The 18141-nt window shown below is 63.1% G+C and carries 15 protein-coding genes; 7 read left to right on the top strand and 8 right to left on the bottom strand.

The annotated features are described in order from the left end of the window. Positions 1-24: 24 nt before the first annotated feature. The 5 genes from AOT87_RS04010 to AOT87_RS03990 form a co-directional block, all read right to left on the bottom strand. The gene (locus tag AOT87_RS04010) at positions 25-3597 is read right to left on the bottom strand and encodes a hypothetical protein (protein WP_234796449.1); all 3573 of its coding nucleotides are present in this window, start codon (positions 3595-3597) and stop codon (positions 25-27) included. 292 nt (positions 3598-3889) lie between these two features. Continuing rightward, positions 3890-4870, bottom strand: a complete 981-nt coding sequence (locus AOT87_RS04005; RefSeq protein WP_057968231.1) for a GNAT family N-acetyltransferase — start codon at positions 4868-4870, stop codon at positions 3890-3892. A 151-nt stretch (positions 4871-5021) separates the two neighbouring features. Beyond that, complete coding sequence (locus AOT87_RS04000; protein WP_057968232.1) at positions 5022-5855, bottom strand: LLM class F420-dependent oxidoreductase; 834 nt, start codon at positions 5853-5855, stop codon at positions 5022-5024. Between the two features lie 4 nt (positions 5856-5859). Further along, positions 5860-6750, bottom strand: a complete 891-nt coding sequence (locus AOT87_RS03995; RefSeq protein ID WP_057968233.1) for an aldo/keto reductase — start codon at positions 6748-6750, stop codon at positions 5860-5862. A gap of 76 nt (positions 6751-6826) precedes the next feature. Next, positions 6827-7657 carry a helix-turn-helix transcriptional regulator gene (locus tag AOT87_RS03990; RefSeq protein ID WP_057968245.1) on the bottom strand — a complete coding sequence of 277 codons (831 nt, stop codon included), beginning with the start codon at positions 7655-7657 and terminating at the stop codon, positions 6827-6829. A gap of 191 nt (positions 7658-7848) precedes the next feature. Here AOT87_RS03990 and AOT87_RS03985 point away from each other — a divergent pair, with 191 nt between their 5' ends. The 3 genes from AOT87_RS03985 to AOT87_RS03975 all read left to right on the top strand — a co-directional run bounded on the left by AOT87_RS03985 (position 7849) and on the right by AOT87_RS03975 (position 10258). Further along, positions 7849-8598, top strand: coding sequence for an SDR family oxidoreductase (locus tag AOT87_RS03985; protein WP_057968234.1), 750 nt, complete (start codon positions 7849-7851; stop codon positions 8596-8598). A gap of 155 nt (positions 8599-8753) precedes the next feature. Next, a complete protein-coding gene (locus tag AOT87_RS03980; protein WP_057968246.1) occupies positions 8754-9098 on the top strand; it encodes a DUF732 domain-containing protein in 345 nt (114 codons plus the stop codon). Positions 9099-9196: 98 nt separating this feature from the next. Continuing rightward, positions 9197-10258, top strand: coding sequence for a hypothetical protein (locus AOT87_RS03975; protein WP_057968235.1), 1062 nt, complete (start codon positions 9197-9199; stop codon positions 10256-10258). Between the two features lie 7 nt (positions 10259-10265). On the opposite strand, the gene AOT87_RS03970 is transcribed toward AOT87_RS03975, so the two are convergent. Next, complete coding sequence (locus tag AOT87_RS03970; RefSeq protein ID WP_057968236.1) at positions 10266-10955, bottom strand: hypothetical protein; 690 nt, start codon at positions 10953-10955, stop codon at positions 10266-10268. Between the two features lie 45 nt (positions 10956-11000). On the opposite strand from AOT87_RS03970, the gene AOT87_RS03965 reads away from it, so the two are divergent. Further along, positions 11001-13349 (top strand): Tex family protein, encoded by a 2349-nt coding sequence (locus AOT87_RS03965; RefSeq protein WP_057968237.1) that lies wholly within the window; start codon positions 11001-11003, stop codon positions 13347-13349. Positions 13350-13356: 7 nt separating this feature from the next. Here AOT87_RS03965 and AOT87_RS03960 read toward each other — a convergent pair whose 3' ends face one another. Then, entirely contained in the window at positions 13357-14079 is a 723-nt protein-coding gene (locus AOT87_RS03960; RefSeq protein WP_057968247.1) for a hypothetical protein, read from the bottom strand. A gap of 56 nt (positions 14080-14135) precedes the next feature. Here AOT87_RS03960 and AOT87_RS03955 point away from each other — a divergent pair, with 56 nt between their 5' ends. Further along, positions 14136-15335 (top strand): AAA family ATPase, encoded by a 1200-nt coding sequence (locus AOT87_RS03955; RefSeq protein ID WP_057968238.1) that lies wholly within the window; start codon positions 14136-14138, stop codon positions 15333-15335. Positions 15336-15347: 12 nt separating this feature from the next. On the opposite strand, the gene AOT87_RS03950 is transcribed toward AOT87_RS03955, so the two are convergent. After that, entirely contained in the window at positions 15348-15614 is a 267-nt protein-coding gene (locus AOT87_RS03950; protein WP_057968239.1) for a hypothetical protein, read from the bottom strand. An 83-nt stretch (positions 15615-15697) separates the two neighbouring features. Between AOT87_RS03950 and AOT87_RS03945 the strand changes: the two genes are divergently transcribed. Then, positions 15698-16639, top strand: coding sequence for a LysR family transcriptional regulator (locus tag AOT87_RS03945; protein ID WP_057968248.1), 942 nt, complete (start codon positions 15698-15700; stop codon positions 16637-16639). An 88-nt stretch (positions 16640-16727) separates the two neighbouring features. Further along, positions 16728-18089: a sulfatase gene (locus AOT87_RS03940; protein ID WP_057968240.1), complete on the top strand. Its 1362-nt coding sequence runs from the start codon at positions 16728-16730 to the stop codon at positions 18087-18089. Positions 18090-18141: the final 52 nt, after the last annotated feature.

The following is an 18141-nucleotide window of genomic DNA, read 5'->3' as shown; positions in this document are numbered from 1 at the left end:
GATGCTTACTGGTCCTTTCATAGCCTACTTGGGAGTAATGCCCAGTTCTTTGTAGCGGTCCAGAATTTTGTTTACCACTGATGTGTCCGAAGACGATAGTGCGCCACGATTCAGTAGTTTATTCAAACCGTTGACAGTCTCTTGAGACTTAATCAGGTGACTCCGACCGCCCACCTGGGAACCGGGGTTATCTAGTTCGAACTTCAATGCATCCATTGTAGTTCCGTCACCTACTCGACTCGGGTTGTCGACGCCCTTATAGAGGTTATCGATAATGTTCTGCAACTTCTGATTTTCTACTACAGGTTTAGCTGCGGCCTCAATTGGCACCGCTTTCGGGAAACGTGTTGCCTCGCTGATCCCTCTACCACCGACTAACACACTCAAAACGTCGAAGGCGTTTTGTCCTGCGGCTCTCCCGTAGTTGTGCTTGGCCCACTCGTCCCAGGACACCGCGTCTTTGCCCACATTTTTCCATGAATCGCCGACGCCGGGAGCACCATCACCGCCAGCTCCAACCAGAGGCGCTACCCCCTCGGCGAGCTGCTGCTGATCACGCGCTAAACCTTCCGGGTCAACGACTCCACGCACAATCCCTTGCGGAGTGCCCGGCAGCATCGTACTCAGGCGTGCCGAATCCTTAACCGCATCGGCACCCCGATCCAAAAAGCCCTTAACTGCCTCGTTACCGAAAGTGTCCTGACCATCATGATAAAAGCTGCTCGGGTCAGGAACCGTGGTGTTACCCACCCCTGGCGGCAACGGATCAAGCGGTATCGGGTCCCTGCCCGCTCGGGCCAACACCTCGTTCATCTGCTGAGCGGCACCATATTGCTGGCTCAGCTGTTTACGCGCGTCAACAAGCTGCTTGGCCCACTGCTGGCCCTGATCCAGACTCGCCCCCGTGTCAGGGCCTTGCGTATATTTGGCAACCCGATCGGCAGTGATCAACTTTTCGAGCCGATCCACCTCAGCACGCGCCTGCGTCAAACCCTGGGTCTGCTGCTCAACGGCCTGCGGCGAAGCATACACTCGACCCACCGTCGATGACAGACCACCTAAACCAGGCTCGACCTGCGACAATGACTGCTCGTGCGGTGTCGATATGCTCGCAGGGTTAGCGGAGTTGAGAGCCTGTAACGGGGCCGGGAAGGCGGAAGCCGCCATCGGGGATAGCGGTTTTGGTATCGAAGCCTGGCCCTCAGTATTCGCCTGCGTGCCCGACGGGCTCGGTGGTGGCGAGGGCTGAGGTGTGGGGTGATAGGGCTGCTGCGGTGCCCTGGTCGTAGAGTCCAACGCCTGCACACTCGACGATTGTGGCGTTGGTGGTGTTGGAGGTTCCGGAACATCGCCAGGCCCGTTGACGGCTGTCGCAGTCCCCGATAGCGCATCAGTGGCACCAGAGGTGTCGGGCATCCCGGAGGCGCCGAGGCTGGACACGGTGTTGACCACCCCGGAGACCTGGGAGACGCCGCCAGCGACCTGGCCGGTCAGATCGGCGACTTGGCCACCGGCCTGGGTGAGCTGCTGCACCTGTTCGGCTTGCGGTTTGAGTTGTGGGTTGGCATCGGCAGCCAGCTGCGCACCCTGACCCGCGTTGTTGATCCACGTGGACGCGATCGAAGCCCCAGAACTCACGGCGTCGGCCGTGTCACTGATACCCCCAGAAACTCCCTGCACCAAGGCAACTGCGTCCATTGGGTTGACCGCGCCGGACTGTGCGGAGGATGCCAGCGAAGCTCCGGCTTGGGCAGCCGAGCCGAAGTTCTGAGCCGCTGATCCCGCCGATTGCCCCAGATTTACGCTGTCGGACACCGTGTTGGCGATGTCGCCTGGCAAGGATTGGCCCAACTGTGCCCCGTCTTCGGCGAGGGCTTGGGTGTCTGGCCCCTGCTCTTGCTGTTGGTCGGGCTGCTGTTGGTCGTCTTGTTTGCGGCGTCGCGTCGAACCAGCACCAAGTAGAAGCGATGCCAGATCCGTTGTGCCCGACTGCTCGTCACGGTCCTGCTGCTCGTCCTCTTTGTCGTCCTTCTTTTTGTCCTTGGACGGAGCCTTGGGGAGCTTCTGATTGCCGTTCTGCTGCTTGTTCTGTTGCAGTTGTTTAGTCAGATCATCAATGCGCTGCCGATCCTGACCAGACTGCTGCTGCTTCTCCTGCAGCTGCTTGGTCAGGTCATCGATCTTCTGCTGATCCGGTGACTGGTTCGGCTGCTGCCCCGCATCTTGTTGCGGCGGCTGCTGCTGAGGTGGCTGCTGCGCGCCCTGCTGCGGTTGTTGGGCTGGCTGCTGCACACCCTGATTTGATTGACCACCTTGCGATCCCGGATTGGCCTGCCCGCCGTTGAAATCCGGATTCGGCCTACCCGGCCCTTGGGTATACGGAGTCGCGTTCTGATAATCCGGAATCTGAGTACCGTGCGCGGGCTGATCCCACCCCTGCTGCCCACTGGACCCGTTAGCACCATTGTTGCTGACCGAGGGTGCCTGAGTGTTGTAGATACTGATGCCGCTGTTCTGATCCAACGGCGCCTGATTGATACCGCCCTGATAGTCCGGCATCTGCGGCCCACCCTGACTCGGCGGCTGAAACATCTGCCCACCCCCAGGCGGACCATCACTACCACCAGGACCACCACAATCCGGCGGACACGCCGCCCGCGCCTGCGGCACCGTCGCCGGACTAAACCACCCCAAACCCAAACCACTTGCCGAAAACATCAACACCGCAACAACACCCGCAGTCGCGGCAGCCTTCTGCGAAGCATCCGTGGCCCACTTCCACAGACCCACAAGACCTTTCCACCACCCCAGGTTGGAGGCGATTGCCCACAGAAGGACCAGAGTGATCGCCGCCACCGCAGGAAACACGTCCGGGCCCGTGATCCACACATACAACCGCGGAGTAATCCCAGCCGTCAGCAGCACCAAACCCAAACCACCGCCGATGAGTGCGGCCACCAAGCCGGGGTGCCACAACCCCTCTTGAACGCGACGCTTGCCGGTCGTCCGGTCACGCTCAACGAGCAGACCCGAGTCGGTAAGCGCTTCCCTGGCCAAACCGGTCAAATACCCGCCGCCGGTGAACAATGCAGCACCGGCCAGAACCGCCACCAGCATCTGCCCAACCCCCAGCGGCAGCGACCACTGACTCTCCCCAGTGAGGTGCTGCCACCAGATGGCGTACCCACCGCGCAGCGTCCACCACACACCCAAAGACCCGGCGATCAGCCCGACAGCGGCAATCACGGCCTGCAGCGGTTCAGACAACCGTTGTTTACCGGCCTTGGACGCGGCCGCGATCATCGGCTTGGCACCCCACATGATGAGCTTTACCCCGCCGCTCAATGCCGTCATACCGGCCAGCAGCAGCACCACCCACACACCCCAGGCCGCAACATCGCCACTGGCCCGGTACAAACCATGCAGGCCCGCGACCGCCGCTACCGTCAACACCGCGCCGGCCCCCACGGCAGCCACGCGGCGACCCGGGTCACCTGTAGTCGAAGAACCAGCCAACGGTGCCGTCTGTGATTCGCTGGAGTGCGTCAGATCACGACATGTCAGAACGTTTGTCGCCTCGGTCACATTACGATCCACGGAACCCACCGACGGCCACCTTCCCCACTTCCGCAATCACAATGTGCATTGCGAACCACCAATCAGACCAGCATAAGCCAATAGTCAAGATCGCGTGAGCAGAGGTAGCAAACAGTATCTACATAGCCCACCCTGCCGTTGGACCACCAAGATCAATCACGCCCCTATCAGCGGACATCTAGTCCTTCTATGTTGCCCAAACCCCGCCAGTCAGCCGACCTAGCGCGTCAAGGTACGAGAAATCAACGATTCCCACAGATCCGATTCCTGCCGGAAATGCTCCCCGACCTCATCAACACAACGTTTGCACCACCTGCCGCGTAGCGACATGGATCTGCCGGAACAACTGGGAAGAAAGACTGAGTTCCCTCAGATGGGGAACATCGATGACCGTGGTGACCACCCCCGGTCCATCCGATTCCCACTGGGCACCGTACCGATTCAGAATGCTCCGCATCGCGTAGTTCTCCGAGAGCACCGAGGCCGTGAATCTGTGAACACCGTCGGCATGCGCCGACACCGCCAACGCCTCCATCAGCAGTGTTCCGATCCCACGGCCCTGGTAGTCGTCACCGACCGTGAAAGCCAGTTCGGCACTGTCGGGCTCATCGAGGTGGCGGATGAATCGAGCATCGGCCACGACAAGACCGCCGGGTCCAGCGGTGAGTGCCCATGCGAAGTGGTCGCGGTAGTCCACTTCGAAGAGGTAGGTAATCATCCGCTTGTTCGGCACTCCCAGAAACCGGCGGTACACCGTGCGTCGCGACATCCTCGCCAGCCGCCTCCTGTCACCGGGAAGGATCGGCCGCAGGTAGAACTGGGCGCCGTCGCGTAGCCGCACCGGAATAGGTGTGACGAATGCGGCTAGCCGTTGACGCGCAGTCGATACCAATGCATCTGACACACCAGGGATTTCAAGCATCGCGGTGAACGCATCGCCGCCACCGGCCCAGCCGCGAAGCGGTTCGGTCGCCACGACGGTCGCCGTCCGGGCGTTCCCACGCAGGAGCGCAATCTCACCGACGACCATGCCGGGCACCAGATGCGCGACGACCGAATCTCCGTTGTCGCCGGCGTGAAGGATCTCGCCGCCACCCGAGCCGACGAGCAGGAACCAATCGGCCGGCTCGCGCTGACGCATCAGCACCTGCCCGGGAGCCGCTTCAAGGGGCGAAAGAAGCTCGGCTAGCGGAGCTAGCGTACTGGCCGGATTACCTGCGAAGAACTCCAACTCCGCGAGTTCGATGGCGTCTACACCCGCGGATCCGGCCATCTCTTACAGGACCTTCGAGCAATTCAGCGATGCCCCGGTGGCCCATACTGCGTCCACTGTGTACACCGCCCTTAGCTCGAATAGCTGAGTCTGTTCGCATCGTAATCATCACCGCCATATCCGATGAGGTATTGACGGAACCACAACGTTCTCACGCCGCCAGCGCGGCCAAGCGGTCCAGCGTGCGCAATGTCGTGTCGCGGGAATCCACCGGCAGCCCCAACAGCACACGATGCACGCCAAGGTCAGCGCGGCGTTCGATATCTCCGGGCCGCGGATCAAGGATGGTCGCGGTCACGGGAACGGGTGGCCTGCCTTGTTGCTCCGCCAGTAGGTTGAGTTCACCGATCCCCTTCTGAAGCTCTTCCACTCCAAGCATTGTCGGTGCCATCCAGCCGTCGGCGTGTTCAAGTATCCGCTCGTGGGTAGACGGCCCCCAGCCTCCTAACCACACCGGCGGGTGTGGTCGTTGAACAGGCTTGGGCCAGGAACGGATCGGATCGAAAGCGACATACTTGCCGTGGAATTCGGCCTCTTCTTCCGTCCAGATCTTCTTGACCGCTTGGATGCGCTCGCTCTGCAATGCCACCCGCGTGCGCGGGTCGGTGCCGTGATTTCGTATCTCCTCGCGCAGCCACCCGACGCCGATTCCCAGTTCCAGCCGTCCGCCCGATGCCCTGTCCAGGGTCGCGGCTTCTTTGGCGAACGTGATCGGATCTCGCTGGACAAGCAGCGCCACAGCGGTACCGATGCGCAGGTCCCTCGTCGCGGCCGCCGCGAAGGACAACGCTACGAACGGGTCGAGGGTGCGGCAATAGTCGTGGGGTATCTCATCCCAACCGTCATGGATCGCTTCGATCGTCACGGGAATGTGCGTGTGCTCTGGCACGAAAAGGGATTCGAAACCGCGCGTCTCGATCTCGACCGCTAGTTCACCGGGCTCCAGGCTTTCGTCAGTGAGCGCGGTGAAAACACCAATCCGCATGAAGCTAAATCTCTTTGTCGTCCAGCGGCGGTACCGCTGCGGAAAGGACCTCGAACTCGGCATCGCTCAGCGCGATGTCCGCCGCGGCAACGTTCTGCGCGAGGTGCGCTTCCGACGATGTTCCCGGGATCGGCAACACAATCGGTGAGCGGCGGAGCAGCCATGCCAGGGCAATCTGCGCTGGGGTACGGCCGTGGGCATGCGCAACGAGATCCAGAGCACCGCCAGGACCTTCCAGGCCCCCGGTAGCCAGCGGGAAGTATGGGATGAACGCGATGCCGTGGGCAGTGGCGTAGTCCACCACGTCAGCCGCTGACCGATTGGCGAGGTTGAACAGGTTTTGCACTGACGCAATGGGCACGATCTGCCGTGCTGCGTGCAACTGGCTCACCGAGACTTCTGAGAGCCCGATATGCCGGATCTTGCCTTCGTCTCGCAGGAGCTTGAGTTCGCCGATCTGGTCTTCGAAGGGAACAGTGGGATCGACTCGATGCAACTGAAGTAGGTCGATGCGCTCTAGCTTCAGGCGCCGCAGGCTCATTTCCGTCTGCTGGCGCAAGTATTCGGGCCGCCCCAACGGAATCCAGCCCCACTCGGCCGGACCAGTGCGTGCGATACCCACTTTTGTGGCGATCACGAGATCACGGGAGTACGGGTGCAGCGCTTCGGTGATCAAGTCTTCGACGGTCTGCGGTCCGTACGCATCGGCGGTGTCCAGGAAATTCACTCCCAGCTCAACCACACGTTTGAGCAGCCGCACCGCGGCAGCCGGATCCCGCGGCGGGCCCCATACGCCCGGACCGGTCAACTGCATCGTGCCGTAGCCGAGCCTGTTGACGGTGATGTCGCCACCGATGGTGAGTGTTCCCGCATTAGCGGTCTGCTGTGACGTCACGAAATCTATCCTGCGCAATCTGAACTCAAGAGACGGCGAAACCTAGTCGTCTCAAATGGATTTGATGTGTTTTCCGCTATTCGGGCTGCTGGTCCAGCGCAAGCCGGGCCAGCAACTCAAGCCCATCGGCGTCGGGACCACCCGGGTCGGCCGAGTAGATGAGCAGCTGCTGCCCGGGTGCCCCACCTACCGCGAAACTGTCGTACTGAAGGTTGATGTCCCCGACCTGGCTGTGGCGGAAGCGTTTAGTCCCGCTCGTGCGCGGCCGGACATCATGCTGCATCCACACGAAGGTGAAGACGTCGCTCTGAATCGTCAACTCACCCACAACTTCTGCTATGCGCGGGTCATCACGAAACGACACCGACATCGCGCGCAGGTTTCGGGCGGTATCCCGCGCAACGTCGTCCCATTCTGCGTAGAACTGCCTGGCCACCGGGTCGAGGAAGACCATGTACGCCAAGTTGTCCACTTCCGAGAAGTCACTGTAAAGAGCCTGCGCGCGAGTGTTCATGGCCAGAATGTCCAGCGCCGGGCTGATTACCAATGCCGGGGCGTGCACCACATTGTTGACGATTCTCATGGTCCCCTCGCTGGCATCGCGTAGGCCAGCCGCATCGGGTGCTGCTCCAGACGGCCGCGCAAGGCTCGCCAGGTGTTCAGTCGCATGCGTATCCAACTGCAGTGCACGGGAAATCGCCCGTAGCACCTGGTCTGAGGGATGCCGCTCACGCCCTTGCTCGAGCCTGCTGTAGTAGTCGGCACTCACCCCGGCCAGCGCGGCAACCTCTTGCCTGCGTAAGCCCAAGACACGGCGCGGCTCATCCTCTGGCAGCCCCGCTTGCCGCGGCGAGACCAGAGCACGGCGCGCCTTCAGAAAGTCGCCCAACTCATTTCGCCGATCCATGTCCTCAACATACTCACGGCAAAGCGACCCAACCAGGGTGTAATACACCCACCCAGTGACACATCACCTCGGCCGCAACGGGTGCCTAGGTAGGAGCAGCACACCCTTCCACGCCGACGAGTGCAAATCTACGCTGAAAAGCAATCAGGTAGAGGCGAAACATATTGCGGCCAAACGAAAGAGAGGAATCCATGAGCATTCTGGCAGGCAAGACGGCACTTGTTACGGGCGCGTCGAAGGGAATCGGCGCGGCCATCGCGCGCGACCTGGCTTCCGCGGGAGCACGTGTGGCAGTCCACTACTCGTCTAGCAAGAGCGGGGCTGATCATGTCGTGAAGTCAATACAGGATGCCGGAGGCCAGGCCTTCGCCCTCCAGGCCGATATCTCTGACCCGACCAGCGTCAAAGGACTGTTCGCCGAGCTCAGCACTCAGTTCGACGCACTCGACATCCTTGTTAACAACGCCGGGGTGTACGAGATGGGCGCGGTTGAATCGGTGACGGCAGATGAACTTCAGCGCCAGTTCGGCCTGAACGTCTTCGGCCTGGCCATCACAATCACCGAAGCGCTCGGCAGCGCCCTTGGACCCGGCTCGAGCATCGTCAACATCGGATCGAGTGTCACCAGCTTCACGCCCGCCAACTCGCTGGTGTACACCGCCTCGAAGGGGGCGGTGGACGCGATCACCGGCACGCTCGCCAAGGAGCTGGGCCCACGGGGTATCAGGGTGAACTCGGTCAATCCCGGCTTGACCGTGACCGACGGCATGCAATCCAGCGCCTTCTCAAGCCGCGAGTTCCGCACCGAGATTGAGAACATCACACCCCTTGGCCGGATCGGCATCCCGGAGGACATCGCACCAGCAGTGACATTCCTGGCCTCGGACCGCGCCTCGTGGATCACTGGAGAGATCCTGGTCATCGGCGGCGGCCTGAACTAAACGGCCCTTCTTCGTCCGTTCGCCGATGTAGAGCCCGCTCCCCTGGCAATAATGCTGGTGGCCGGAAGGAATCAACGATGGGCAAGCTCTGCACCAGGATCGTCGTCGCGATCACTGCCGCTGGCATGTCGGCTGGTGGCCGGAAGGAATCAACGATGGGCAAGCTCTGCACCAGGATCGTCGTCGCGATCACTGCCGCTGGCATGTCGGCTGGCGGCCTGTTCGGCATGGGGACTGCGCAGGCTAATGACCACACATTCCTGGACAGCCTGCGCGCCGCGGGAGTCTTCATTCACAAGGACGCAGAACCGTATGTGGTTCAGGCGGGACACCAGGCCTGCCGCGATCTACGCAACGGTGTGCCACCCGAAGAAGTGGGATCGCAGTTCCCGGTGGGTTCCGGTGTCGCGCCCGCGCCTGCCCCCAACGTGTATGTCGACATTCTGCAAAGCGAGCTATGCCCGAATGCGCTGAACCCCGCGCCACCCCAGTCGGCGTAGCCGTTCTCTGCGACCTTGCTGGCCCAGCAGCGGCCTCCTTGATGTAGCAGCGGCTACCCGGACACACAACAACCATTCGACCTGTCAGAATGTTTGCTGTGAACATTCGGTTGCTACTTGCTCCGCGGTGGGTGCGCTGGTTGGTACTGGTCGCCCTCATGACAGCAATCGGCGGCCCGCTGTGGATCTTCCTCATTTCGGACGACGGATCGGACTGGACAGCCCGCGCGGTGCAGATACCGGTGCTCAGCATCGGTGTTGCAACCCTGCTGATCGTTGTTCAGGAACGATTCCGCCAGTCCTTTCTCGCCGTGCTTGATGGGTTGGACGCGACGCAGCGACGCCAGGCCATCGGGGCAAGCCAGCGCGGTGCCGCACCCACCGAGGCGCCGGTGCTGTCGGCGGCTGTGCGGCTGTGCACGCTCCTTGTTGGCACCAGACTGCGGACACCCACATGGGCACGATGGGTCGCATACCTAGTTCCAGCGGGTGCGGCGCTCATCGCAGTCGCCCGCCTCGTTGATCACGATGTCTCGCGTGCCATGGCGTGGCTTGCGGTGGCCGTGCTGATGGCGGCGATTTTTTGGTGGGATGCACGCACATTGCGTCGGCTGCAACAACAGCTGAACCGGCTAGGTGCCGCAGCTGCCTCGTCACTCGGAGAGGTTCCCACCCTCGCCGAGTCCGAGTACCCGTCGGTGACACCGTCACGGAAGGTGTGGCTGATCGTCGTCGGCGTCGTGATCGCCATGTCCGTAATCGCCGGTGCCGCTGCCTATCTGATGGAGCGCGCACAGCCCGGACATGGCTCCACCGGGCGCAGCGAATGCGGTAAGGCCATAACAACCCTGGCTGTCTTCAGCGAGCGCGAAGATCTCACGAACTCTCAATCCATCCTCCCTGGTGGCCCTAGCCTGGCCGACTACGAGAAGTGGTCCAACGAGATTGGCACGCGCGCGGCGCAGGTGACCAGATCCGATCTTGCACCGAGGGCACAACACATTGCCGAGCTATCCGGTCAAGCCGTCTCCGTTGTTCGCGAAACCCGCAAAGTGCCAGGAACGCAACGAGAGCAACTACAGCAGCAAGTTGTCTACGCCAAGCTCATCGCTCGCATGTATGACGAAGCGGCGGTAGTTCTTGACGTATGCCATAGCTGACCGGCACTCACCCGCAGTCGTACTGCACTCCGATACCGCGCGGCGGAGTTGCCCGCTTGGTGCATCCGTAGACCTCAAGCTCGTCGCTCATTCGGATAGCCGAGTGATGCGGGTAGTTCACGCAATACAAACCCTTCAGGTCCGATCTGCATTGGTAGTCACCAAATTTCAGCCGCTTGCCGTGTTCCAATGGCAGGCCCACTCCCTCGCTGAACGGCCCGGGGTCTCCATGCAGGCTGCCCACGGTGACAGTCGCTCCGTCGAAACTCACCCAGCCCGAGATCCATTGGCCGGGTAGATCAGGAGGACGGGGCGGCACATTGCGAATCCCCGGCAGACAGGACAGCGGCATCTTGTACTTGAACGCCGTGATGCATCCCCCGATGACCCGGGGACCGAGCTCACCGGGTGAGCGGAACGCCACCTCACCTTCGGACAGCTGAGACGGTGCGCCGTCCTGATCGACCGTGCGAAATTCCTCGGCGTCGACGGGCTCACCCGCCTCGATCCAACGGGTCACCGACTCCACGGACGCCTCCGGCCCCGGGGCTGTCGTGGCCGTCGACGTCGTTGTTGCCGGCACCGTGGACGGTGCACTGGCGGATGGAGATGTGGAGGAGGTCGGTGCCTGCTGCTGCGGGTGTGCGACACAACCCGCGACCAGGAAGATCAGGCACAACACGCTCCAGACACGCACCCGGTGAGCGTAGCTTGTCCTCCGCATTGGGTAGGGTCCCTCGGCGTGACTCAGAGCGTGACCGTGAAATCTGTAAATGCCCGCCTCGCTGCTGAACTGGAGGTCGCCGAGGCCCAGGTCGCGGCGGCTGTGCGGCTGCTCGACGAGGGCGCGACGGTCCCGTTCATCGCGCGTTACCGCAAGGAAGTCACCGGCAGCCTGGACGACGGCCAGCTGCGCAGTCTGGAAGAGCGGCTGCGCTACCTGCGGGAACTCGATGAGCGCCGCGCCGCGGTGCTGTCCTCCATCGAGGAACAGGGCAAGCTCACCGACGAGCTCAAGGTGGCGCTGCTCTCGGCCGATACCAAAGCGCGTGTCGAAGACATCTATCTGCCGTACAAGCCCAAGCGACGCACCAAGGCGCAGATCGCCCGTGAGGCTGGGCTGGAGCCGCTAGCCGACCGGCTGCTGGCAGACCCGAACCTGGTGCCCGATGAGGTGGCCTCCGAGTTCCTCACCGAGGAGGTCGCCGACGCCAACGCCGCCCTCGACGGCGCGCGCCACATCCTGATCGAGCGCGCGTCCGAGGATGCCGAGCTCGTCGGCGCCACCCGCACCAAGTTCTGGGCAGACGGCGCGCTGCGCACCGCCCCGTGGTCGGAGGACGCCGCGAAAACCGAAGCGGCACAGAAGTACCGCGATTATTTCGAATTCTCCGAATCCCTGGAGACCATGCCCTCGCACCGCGTGCTCGCCGTCATGCGCGGCGAGAAGGAGCAGGTCCTGGCCCTGAATTTCGACGGCGGCGACGACGCACCGTATGAGGCCATGGTCGCGCAGTCGCTCGGGGTCAACCTGACCGCCAAGACCCCGGCGACGCCGTGGCTGGCCGGTACCGTCCGCGTCGCCTGGCGGGCCAAGCTCATGTTCTCAGCCTCCGTCGATGCCCGCCTCAAACTGCGTCAACGCGCTGAGGAAGACGCCGTCGGCGTCTTCGCCCGCAACCTCAAGGATCTGCTGCTCGCGGCCCCCGCCGGCACGCGTGCCACCCTCGGCCTGGACCCCGGGTTCCGGACCGGCGTCAAGGTGGCCGTGGTGGACGGCACCGGCAAGGTGGTCGACACCTGCGCGGTATACCCGCACCAGCCGCAGAAGAAGTGGGACGAGGCCAAGGCCACGCTCGCGGCATTCGTCGCTCGCCATGGTGTCGAGCTGATCGCCGTCGGCAACGGCACGGCCTCACGCGAAACCGATGCCCTGGCAGCCGAACTCATCGCCGATATCAAGGCCGCCGGTGCCAAGGCCCCGACGAAGGCGATGGTCAGCGAGGCGGGCGCATCGGTCTATTCGGCCTCCGCTTACGCCGCGCATGAGCTCCCCGAACTCGACGTGACGCTGCGGGGTGCGGTCTCGATCGCGCGGCGCCTGCAGGATCCGCTGGCCGAGCTCGTGAAGATCGAGCCCAAATCGATCGGCGTCGGGCAGTACCAGCACGACGTCACACCCGGCACCCTCGCGCGCAGCCTCAATGCCGTCGTCGAAGACGCCGTCAATGCCGTTGGTGTCGACCTGAACACCGCCTCGGTACCGCTACTGGCGCGAGTCTCCGGGGTGACGGAATCCCTGGCAGAGTCCATCGTCGCGCACCGCGAGAAGGTGGGTGCCTTCCGGAGCCGCAAGGGCCTGTTGGAGGTTCCCCGCCTGGGCCCCAAAGCCTTCGAACAGTGCGCCGGGTTCCTGCGTATCCGTGAAGGCGACGACCCGCTCGATGCGTCCGGCGTGCATCCCGAGTCCTACCCGGTGGTGCGCAAGATTCTGGACCGCTCCGGTGTCACCCTCGCCGAACTGATCGGCAACGAGCGCTCGCTGCGCTCGCTCAAACCCGCCGATTTCGCCGACGACCGGTTCGGGATCCCTACCGTGACAGACATTCTCGGCGAGCTGGAGAAGCCCGGACGCGACCCGCGGCCCGCGTTCACCACGGCCACCTTCGCCGCGGGCGTCGAAAAGGTGTCGGACCTGAAGGTCGGCATGGTTCTGGAGGGCGTCGTGACGAATGTGGCCGCCTTCGGCGCGTTTGTTGACGTCGGTGTGCATCAGGACGGCCTCGTGCACGTGTCGGCGATGTCGGATCGGTATGTCTCCGACCCTCACGAGGTAGTCAAGTCCGGCCAGGTGGTGCGGGTCAAGGTCACCGAGGTTGACATTCCGCGTCAGCGCATCGGCCTGACCCTGCGCCTCAACGACGATCCACAACAGGGCAAGCGTCCCGAGCGTTCCGGCGCTCCCCGCCGTGACGACAGGAATCAGGGACGGCCAAACCAGAACCGCAGCAAGAATTCCCGTCCGCGAGAAGAGACCCGGCCCGGTGGCTCCATGGCCGATGCGTTGCGCAACGCAGGTTTCGGACGGTAGCCGACGACTACCCGCGCCGCTTTTCGGTGGCGGCACAGAAGCGATCTCTGGCCTGATCCGCGGTGAGATTCGTGCGCCCTAGGTCATATGACGTCGCCAGCCGACAAGGACCGGCGGTGCCGTCCATGCCGACTCCATCGTTCTGAACCGACACGATCGGTGCAAGCTCGTCACCATCGAACCGATAGATCCGCGTGAGCCAGCTGCGTGTTGGGCCGGTTCCGTACTCCGCGATAAAACCGTCTCCGGCATGCCAGAAGTCACTGCCGAACAGTGCATCGACATCATGCATCACGTCATCACGCAGGTGCGGAGCACGCACCGCACGGAACTGTGTGGAGTTACCCGTCGTCCGCCACAACGCCCAGTGCGAATTCGGATGTGCGCCACCGGTGTCCAATGAAAGGAGCAGCTCATCGCGGCCGTCGCCGTCCAAATCTCGCAACAGCATGATGCCGGACTCGGGCGAGTCCTCGATGGCGTGGCTGACCGTTTGAACCATCACTCCGGAACGCGTGAAGATGCGAATCCGTGCAGATGTACCAACAATCCGTTTCTCGAACCGGAGCCCCAGCGCGTCGGTCGGGGTGAACTCGCAGTTCTTGGCACCGATGCTACTGAGGATGTTCCTGCACTGCGCCAGCGAATCGGTGCCGACACGGCACGACGGCACCCCCGCAGCGCAGAGCAGCGCCGCGACAACCGCGACCAAGCCTCGTACCCGGAGCACAGTCGCAGCGTAACCGTTCACCGTCAGATGTCGGTGCCCTTGGCTAACCTGACGCCGTGCTCACCACCGTCGCCATCCGGGGATACCGGTCCTTGCGCGATATTGTGCTGCCGCTTACCCAACTCACGGTCGTCACCGGCGCTAACGGCACCGGAAAATCTTCCTTGTACCGGGCACTGCAGCTACTGGCCGACTGTGGCCGCGGCGAGGTCATCGGCTCGCTGGCACGCCAGGGTGGACTGCAATCCGCGATGTGGGCCGGGCCGGAGTTTCTCAAGGGCGCACGACGCACGGGTGCCGTTCAGCCTACGGTTCGCACACGCCCCGTATCCATCGAATTAGGTTTTGCGTCAACAGATTTTGGTTACCTGGTGGACCTCGGCCTGCCGATACCCAGCGATTCGGCCTTCGGCCGCGACCCGGAGATCAAGCGCGAGGTCGTATTCACAGGACCATCGGTTCGCCCGAGTTCGACCCTGGTCCGCAGAACCCGCCCTGTGGTTGAAGCCCGCGCGGAGTCGGGGCGCGGGTTCAAGGATTTCAGTCGCTCGCTGCCGACCTACCGCAGCATGCTCTCTGAATTCCCCGGCAGGTTCCCCGAATTGGGCGCCGTCCGGGACACGCTGCGCGGCTGGCGGTTCTACGACGGTTTCCGTGTCGACATGCTCTCCCCGGCACGTCAGCCCCAGATCGGCACGCGCACAACGGTGCTCTCGAATGACGGCAGCGATGTGGCCGCCGCTATCCAGACCATCATCGAGACTCGCAGTGACATCCTGGACAGGGTCATCGCCGACGCATTCGACGGCGCCTCGGTAGCCGTTGCGGTACGCGACGGGGTCTTCGATCTGCAGGTGCAGCAGGCCGGCATGCTGCGCGCATTGCGTGCGGCCGAATTATCCGATGGCACTCTACGTTTCCTGCTGTGGGCGGCGGCGCTGCTGAGCCCTGAACCACCACCACTGATGGTGCTCAACGAGCCCGAGACGTCACTGCATCCGGATCTCATCGCACCGCTGGCGACACTCATTCGCGCCGCTGCGGCGAAAACCCAGGTGGTGGTGATCACCCACGCCAATGCGTTGGTGGATCATCTTGCGGCGCGGCCGCTGCGCGAGATCCTCGCCGGCGATGAGGATCGATTCGACGATGCGGGATCAGCGGTGCGGCTCGAACTCGTCAAAGATTGGGGCGAGACGCAGATCGTGGGACTTGACGCGCTGAGAGCCCCGTCATGGCATTGGGGTACCCGATAGGCAGAGGCCGCATCACCACTGGTTGTTGAGCTTGGCGCCCCCACCATTGATGACGCTCTGGTGGCTGGCGTCGCCGGTCTGGGTAACGGCGTGATGATGATGTGCGCTCTGGCTGCTGCCTTCGGCCACGACACTGGGTGCGGCCATCATCCAGAGGGCGGCAATGACGGGGGCGAGAACGGCGAGTATCAATCCGGCCCAGATGACGACCTTGCCGACTGCGTTGGCGACGAGAGTGTTCATGGTCATTTCCTTTGCGTTGGAGGATGTCTTGCTCATGAATCAATCGTCGATCTGAGGGAGATCCGGCAGTAGTCCTTGCGAATTTGTGGGCTCACAAGGCTGATTTGTGCCTAACATGGATCATGTTGAGCAGCCGGATGCCAGAACTGTCCGCGTTCGAGGTGCTGCTGGGTATCGCAAGGACCGGCAGTCTCGGTGCGACGGGCCGTGACCTCGGCCTGACCCAGCAGGCCGTATCGGCGCGCATCGCCTCCCTTGAAGCACAGACCGGCGTGCCACTGGTCACCAGAACTCCACGCGGGTCTCAGCTCACCGCCACCGGCGTCGCGGTAGCCGAATGGGCCGCCAAGCTGCTGGCGGTCGCCACGCAGGTCGACACCGCGCTGGCATCACTGCGCGAAGAGAGCCGAGCCCGCGTCAAGGTCGCGGCGAGCCAGACCATCGCCGAGCAGCTGATGCCGCGCTGGTTGGTGTCGCTGCAGGCTGCGGCGGCACGCGTGGGCACCTCGGCTGCCACGGTGGTACTCACCGCGACCAACAGCGAGCACGCCGCCGAGGCGGTGCAGGACGGCAGTGCCGATGTCGGATTCATCGAGAGCCCCCTGGCACCCAAGGGCCTGCGCAGCAAGGTGGTGGCCCATGACCAACTCGTCGTCGTAGTAGCGCCGGACCATAAGTGGGCCAAGCGAACCCGACCGGTCAACCCCATAGAGCTCACCCAGACACCGCTGGTCGCGCGCGAGGCCGGGTCGGGCACCCGAGACTCGCTGACCGCAGCGCTGCGCACCGCGCTCGGCACCGTCGATCAGGCCGCGCCTGTCCTGGAGCTGTCCTCCGCCGCGGCGGTACGGGCAGCGGTACGCGCGGGAGCCGGCCCGGCGGTGATGAGTGCGTTGGCGGTCGGCGACGACTTGGCCATGGGCAGACTCCGCGCCGTCGCAGTACGCGATATCGACCTGCACCGCGATCTTCGCGCCATCTGGCGCGGAGCGCGCGTACCACCCGCCGGAGCCGTCCGTGACCTTCTCAGCCATATCGTGGGATTCCGGGGCTCGCGTTGAGAGTTAGTTGCTCCGGGTGAGCCGAAGGGTTGCCAGATAGCCGAGGCACACTGTTGGGTAGACCGTCGAACCTCAGGAAGGGAGCGCAGTGACCGAAGCGTCACGGGACAACGTTCTGATCGTCCATTGGCACGACCTCGGTCGCTACCTGGGCGTCTACGGGCATCCCGATGTGTCCAGCCCACACCTGGACCAGCTGGCGGCCGACGGCATCCTGTTCACCCGCGCACATGCCACAGCGCCGCTGTGTTCACCATCGCGCGGCTCGCTTTTCACCGGCCGATACCCGCAAAGCAATGGCCTCATCGGGCTGGCCCATCACGGCTGGGAGTATCGCGCCGGCGTGCGCACACTCCCCCACATTCTGTCCGGATCGGGCTGGCACACAGCGCTGTTCGGAATGCAGCACGAAACGGCGTATCCCGCGACGCTGGGATTCGACGAGTACGACGTGTCGAACTCGTATTGCGAATACGTGGTGGAGCATGCATCCCGGTGGTTGCGCAATTCTCCCAAGGCACCGTTTCTGCTCACCGCTGGATTCTTCGAAACACATCGCCCGTTTCCACGGGAGCGCTATGAACCCTCCGACGCCGACACGGTGAACGTGCCCGACTATCTGCCCGACACCCCCGAGGTGCGCGACGACCTGGCCGAGTTCTACGGCTCAATCGCGGTGGCCGATGCCAAAGTCGGTGAATTGCTGGACGTGTTAACCGAGACCGGCCTCGACGAGAACACTTGGGTCGTCTTCATGACCGATCACGGCCCGGCATTGCCGCGCGCCAAGTCCACCCTGTACGACGCCGGCACCGGCATCGCGCTGATCGTGCGCCCCCCACGTGGCCGACGCACCGAGTCACTGCGCTACGACGAACTCTTCAGCGGCGTCGATCTGCTGCCCACGCTCCTGGAATTACTCGGTGTCGATATTCCCAGGGAAATTCAGGGAATTTCCCACGCCGGCAATATCCTGAAACCGGTGGAAGAATTAGAACAAGTCCGCTCCGAGCTATTCACCGCGAAGACATATCACGATTCCTTTGACCCCATTCGGGCCATTCGGACAAAGAACTACAGCTATATAGAGAATTACGCACCCAGACCGGTCCTGGACCTGCCGTGGGACATTGCTGACAGCCCCCCAGGCCGGGCCGTCGCCACGCACATTACCAACCCACGCCCGCACCGGGAGCTCTACGACCTTGTCGCAGATCCGGGAGAAGCACATAACCTGCTGGGACTCGATGCCGATCCGGAGGCGCGGGCCGTCGCCGACGACTTGGCGCTGCGCCTCAACGACTGGCGTGAGAAGACCCTCGACGTCATTCCCTCGGATTTTGCGGGCACACGCATATCTGAGCGTTACACCGAGACATTCCTGCGCATCCATGGCCGCCCTGGAGCGAACCGTTCCGCCATCGCCGACGAACGCGGCATCGAACAATAGTTATGTTCGCTATGATTGCAATTCACGGCGAACCCAATTAGTCGAATACAAA

Source organism: Mycobacteroides sp. H003 (assembly GCF_001440135.1).
GTDB classification, from domain to species: Bacteria; Actinomycetota; Actinomycetes; order Mycobacteriales; family Mycobacteriaceae; genus Mycobacterium; species Mycobacterium gwanakae.
Note: the sequence above shows the minus strand (reverse complement) of the source record. Positions and strands in the feature narration are given on the sequence as shown.

Excerpts from the sequence above, each read along its gene's own strand:
- AOT87_RS04005 (WP_057968231.1), bottom strand. The coding sequence starts at position 4,870 with ATGGCCGGATCCGCGGGTGTAGACGCCATCGAACTCGCGGAGTTGGAG.
- AOT87_RS04000 (WP_057968232.1), bottom strand. The coding sequence starts at position 5,855 with ATGCGGATTGGTGTTTTCACCGCGCTCACTGACGAAAGCCTGGAGCCC.
- AOT87_RS03990 (WP_057968245.1), bottom strand. The coding sequence starts at position 7,657 with ATGGATCGGCGAAATGAGTTGGGCGACTTTCTGAAGGCGCGCCGTGCT.
- AOT87_RS03985 (WP_057968234.1), top strand. The coding sequence starts at position 7,849 with ATGAGCATTCTGGCAGGCAAGACGGCACTTGTTACGGGCGCGTCGAAG.
- AOT87_RS03980 (WP_057968246.1), top strand. The coding sequence starts at position 8,754 with ATGGGCAAGCTCTGCACCAGGATCGTCGTCGCGATCACTGCCGCTGGC.
- AOT87_RS03950 (WP_057968239.1), bottom strand. The coding sequence starts at position 15,614 with ATGAGCAAGACATCCTCCAACGCAAAGGAAATGACCATGAACACTCTC.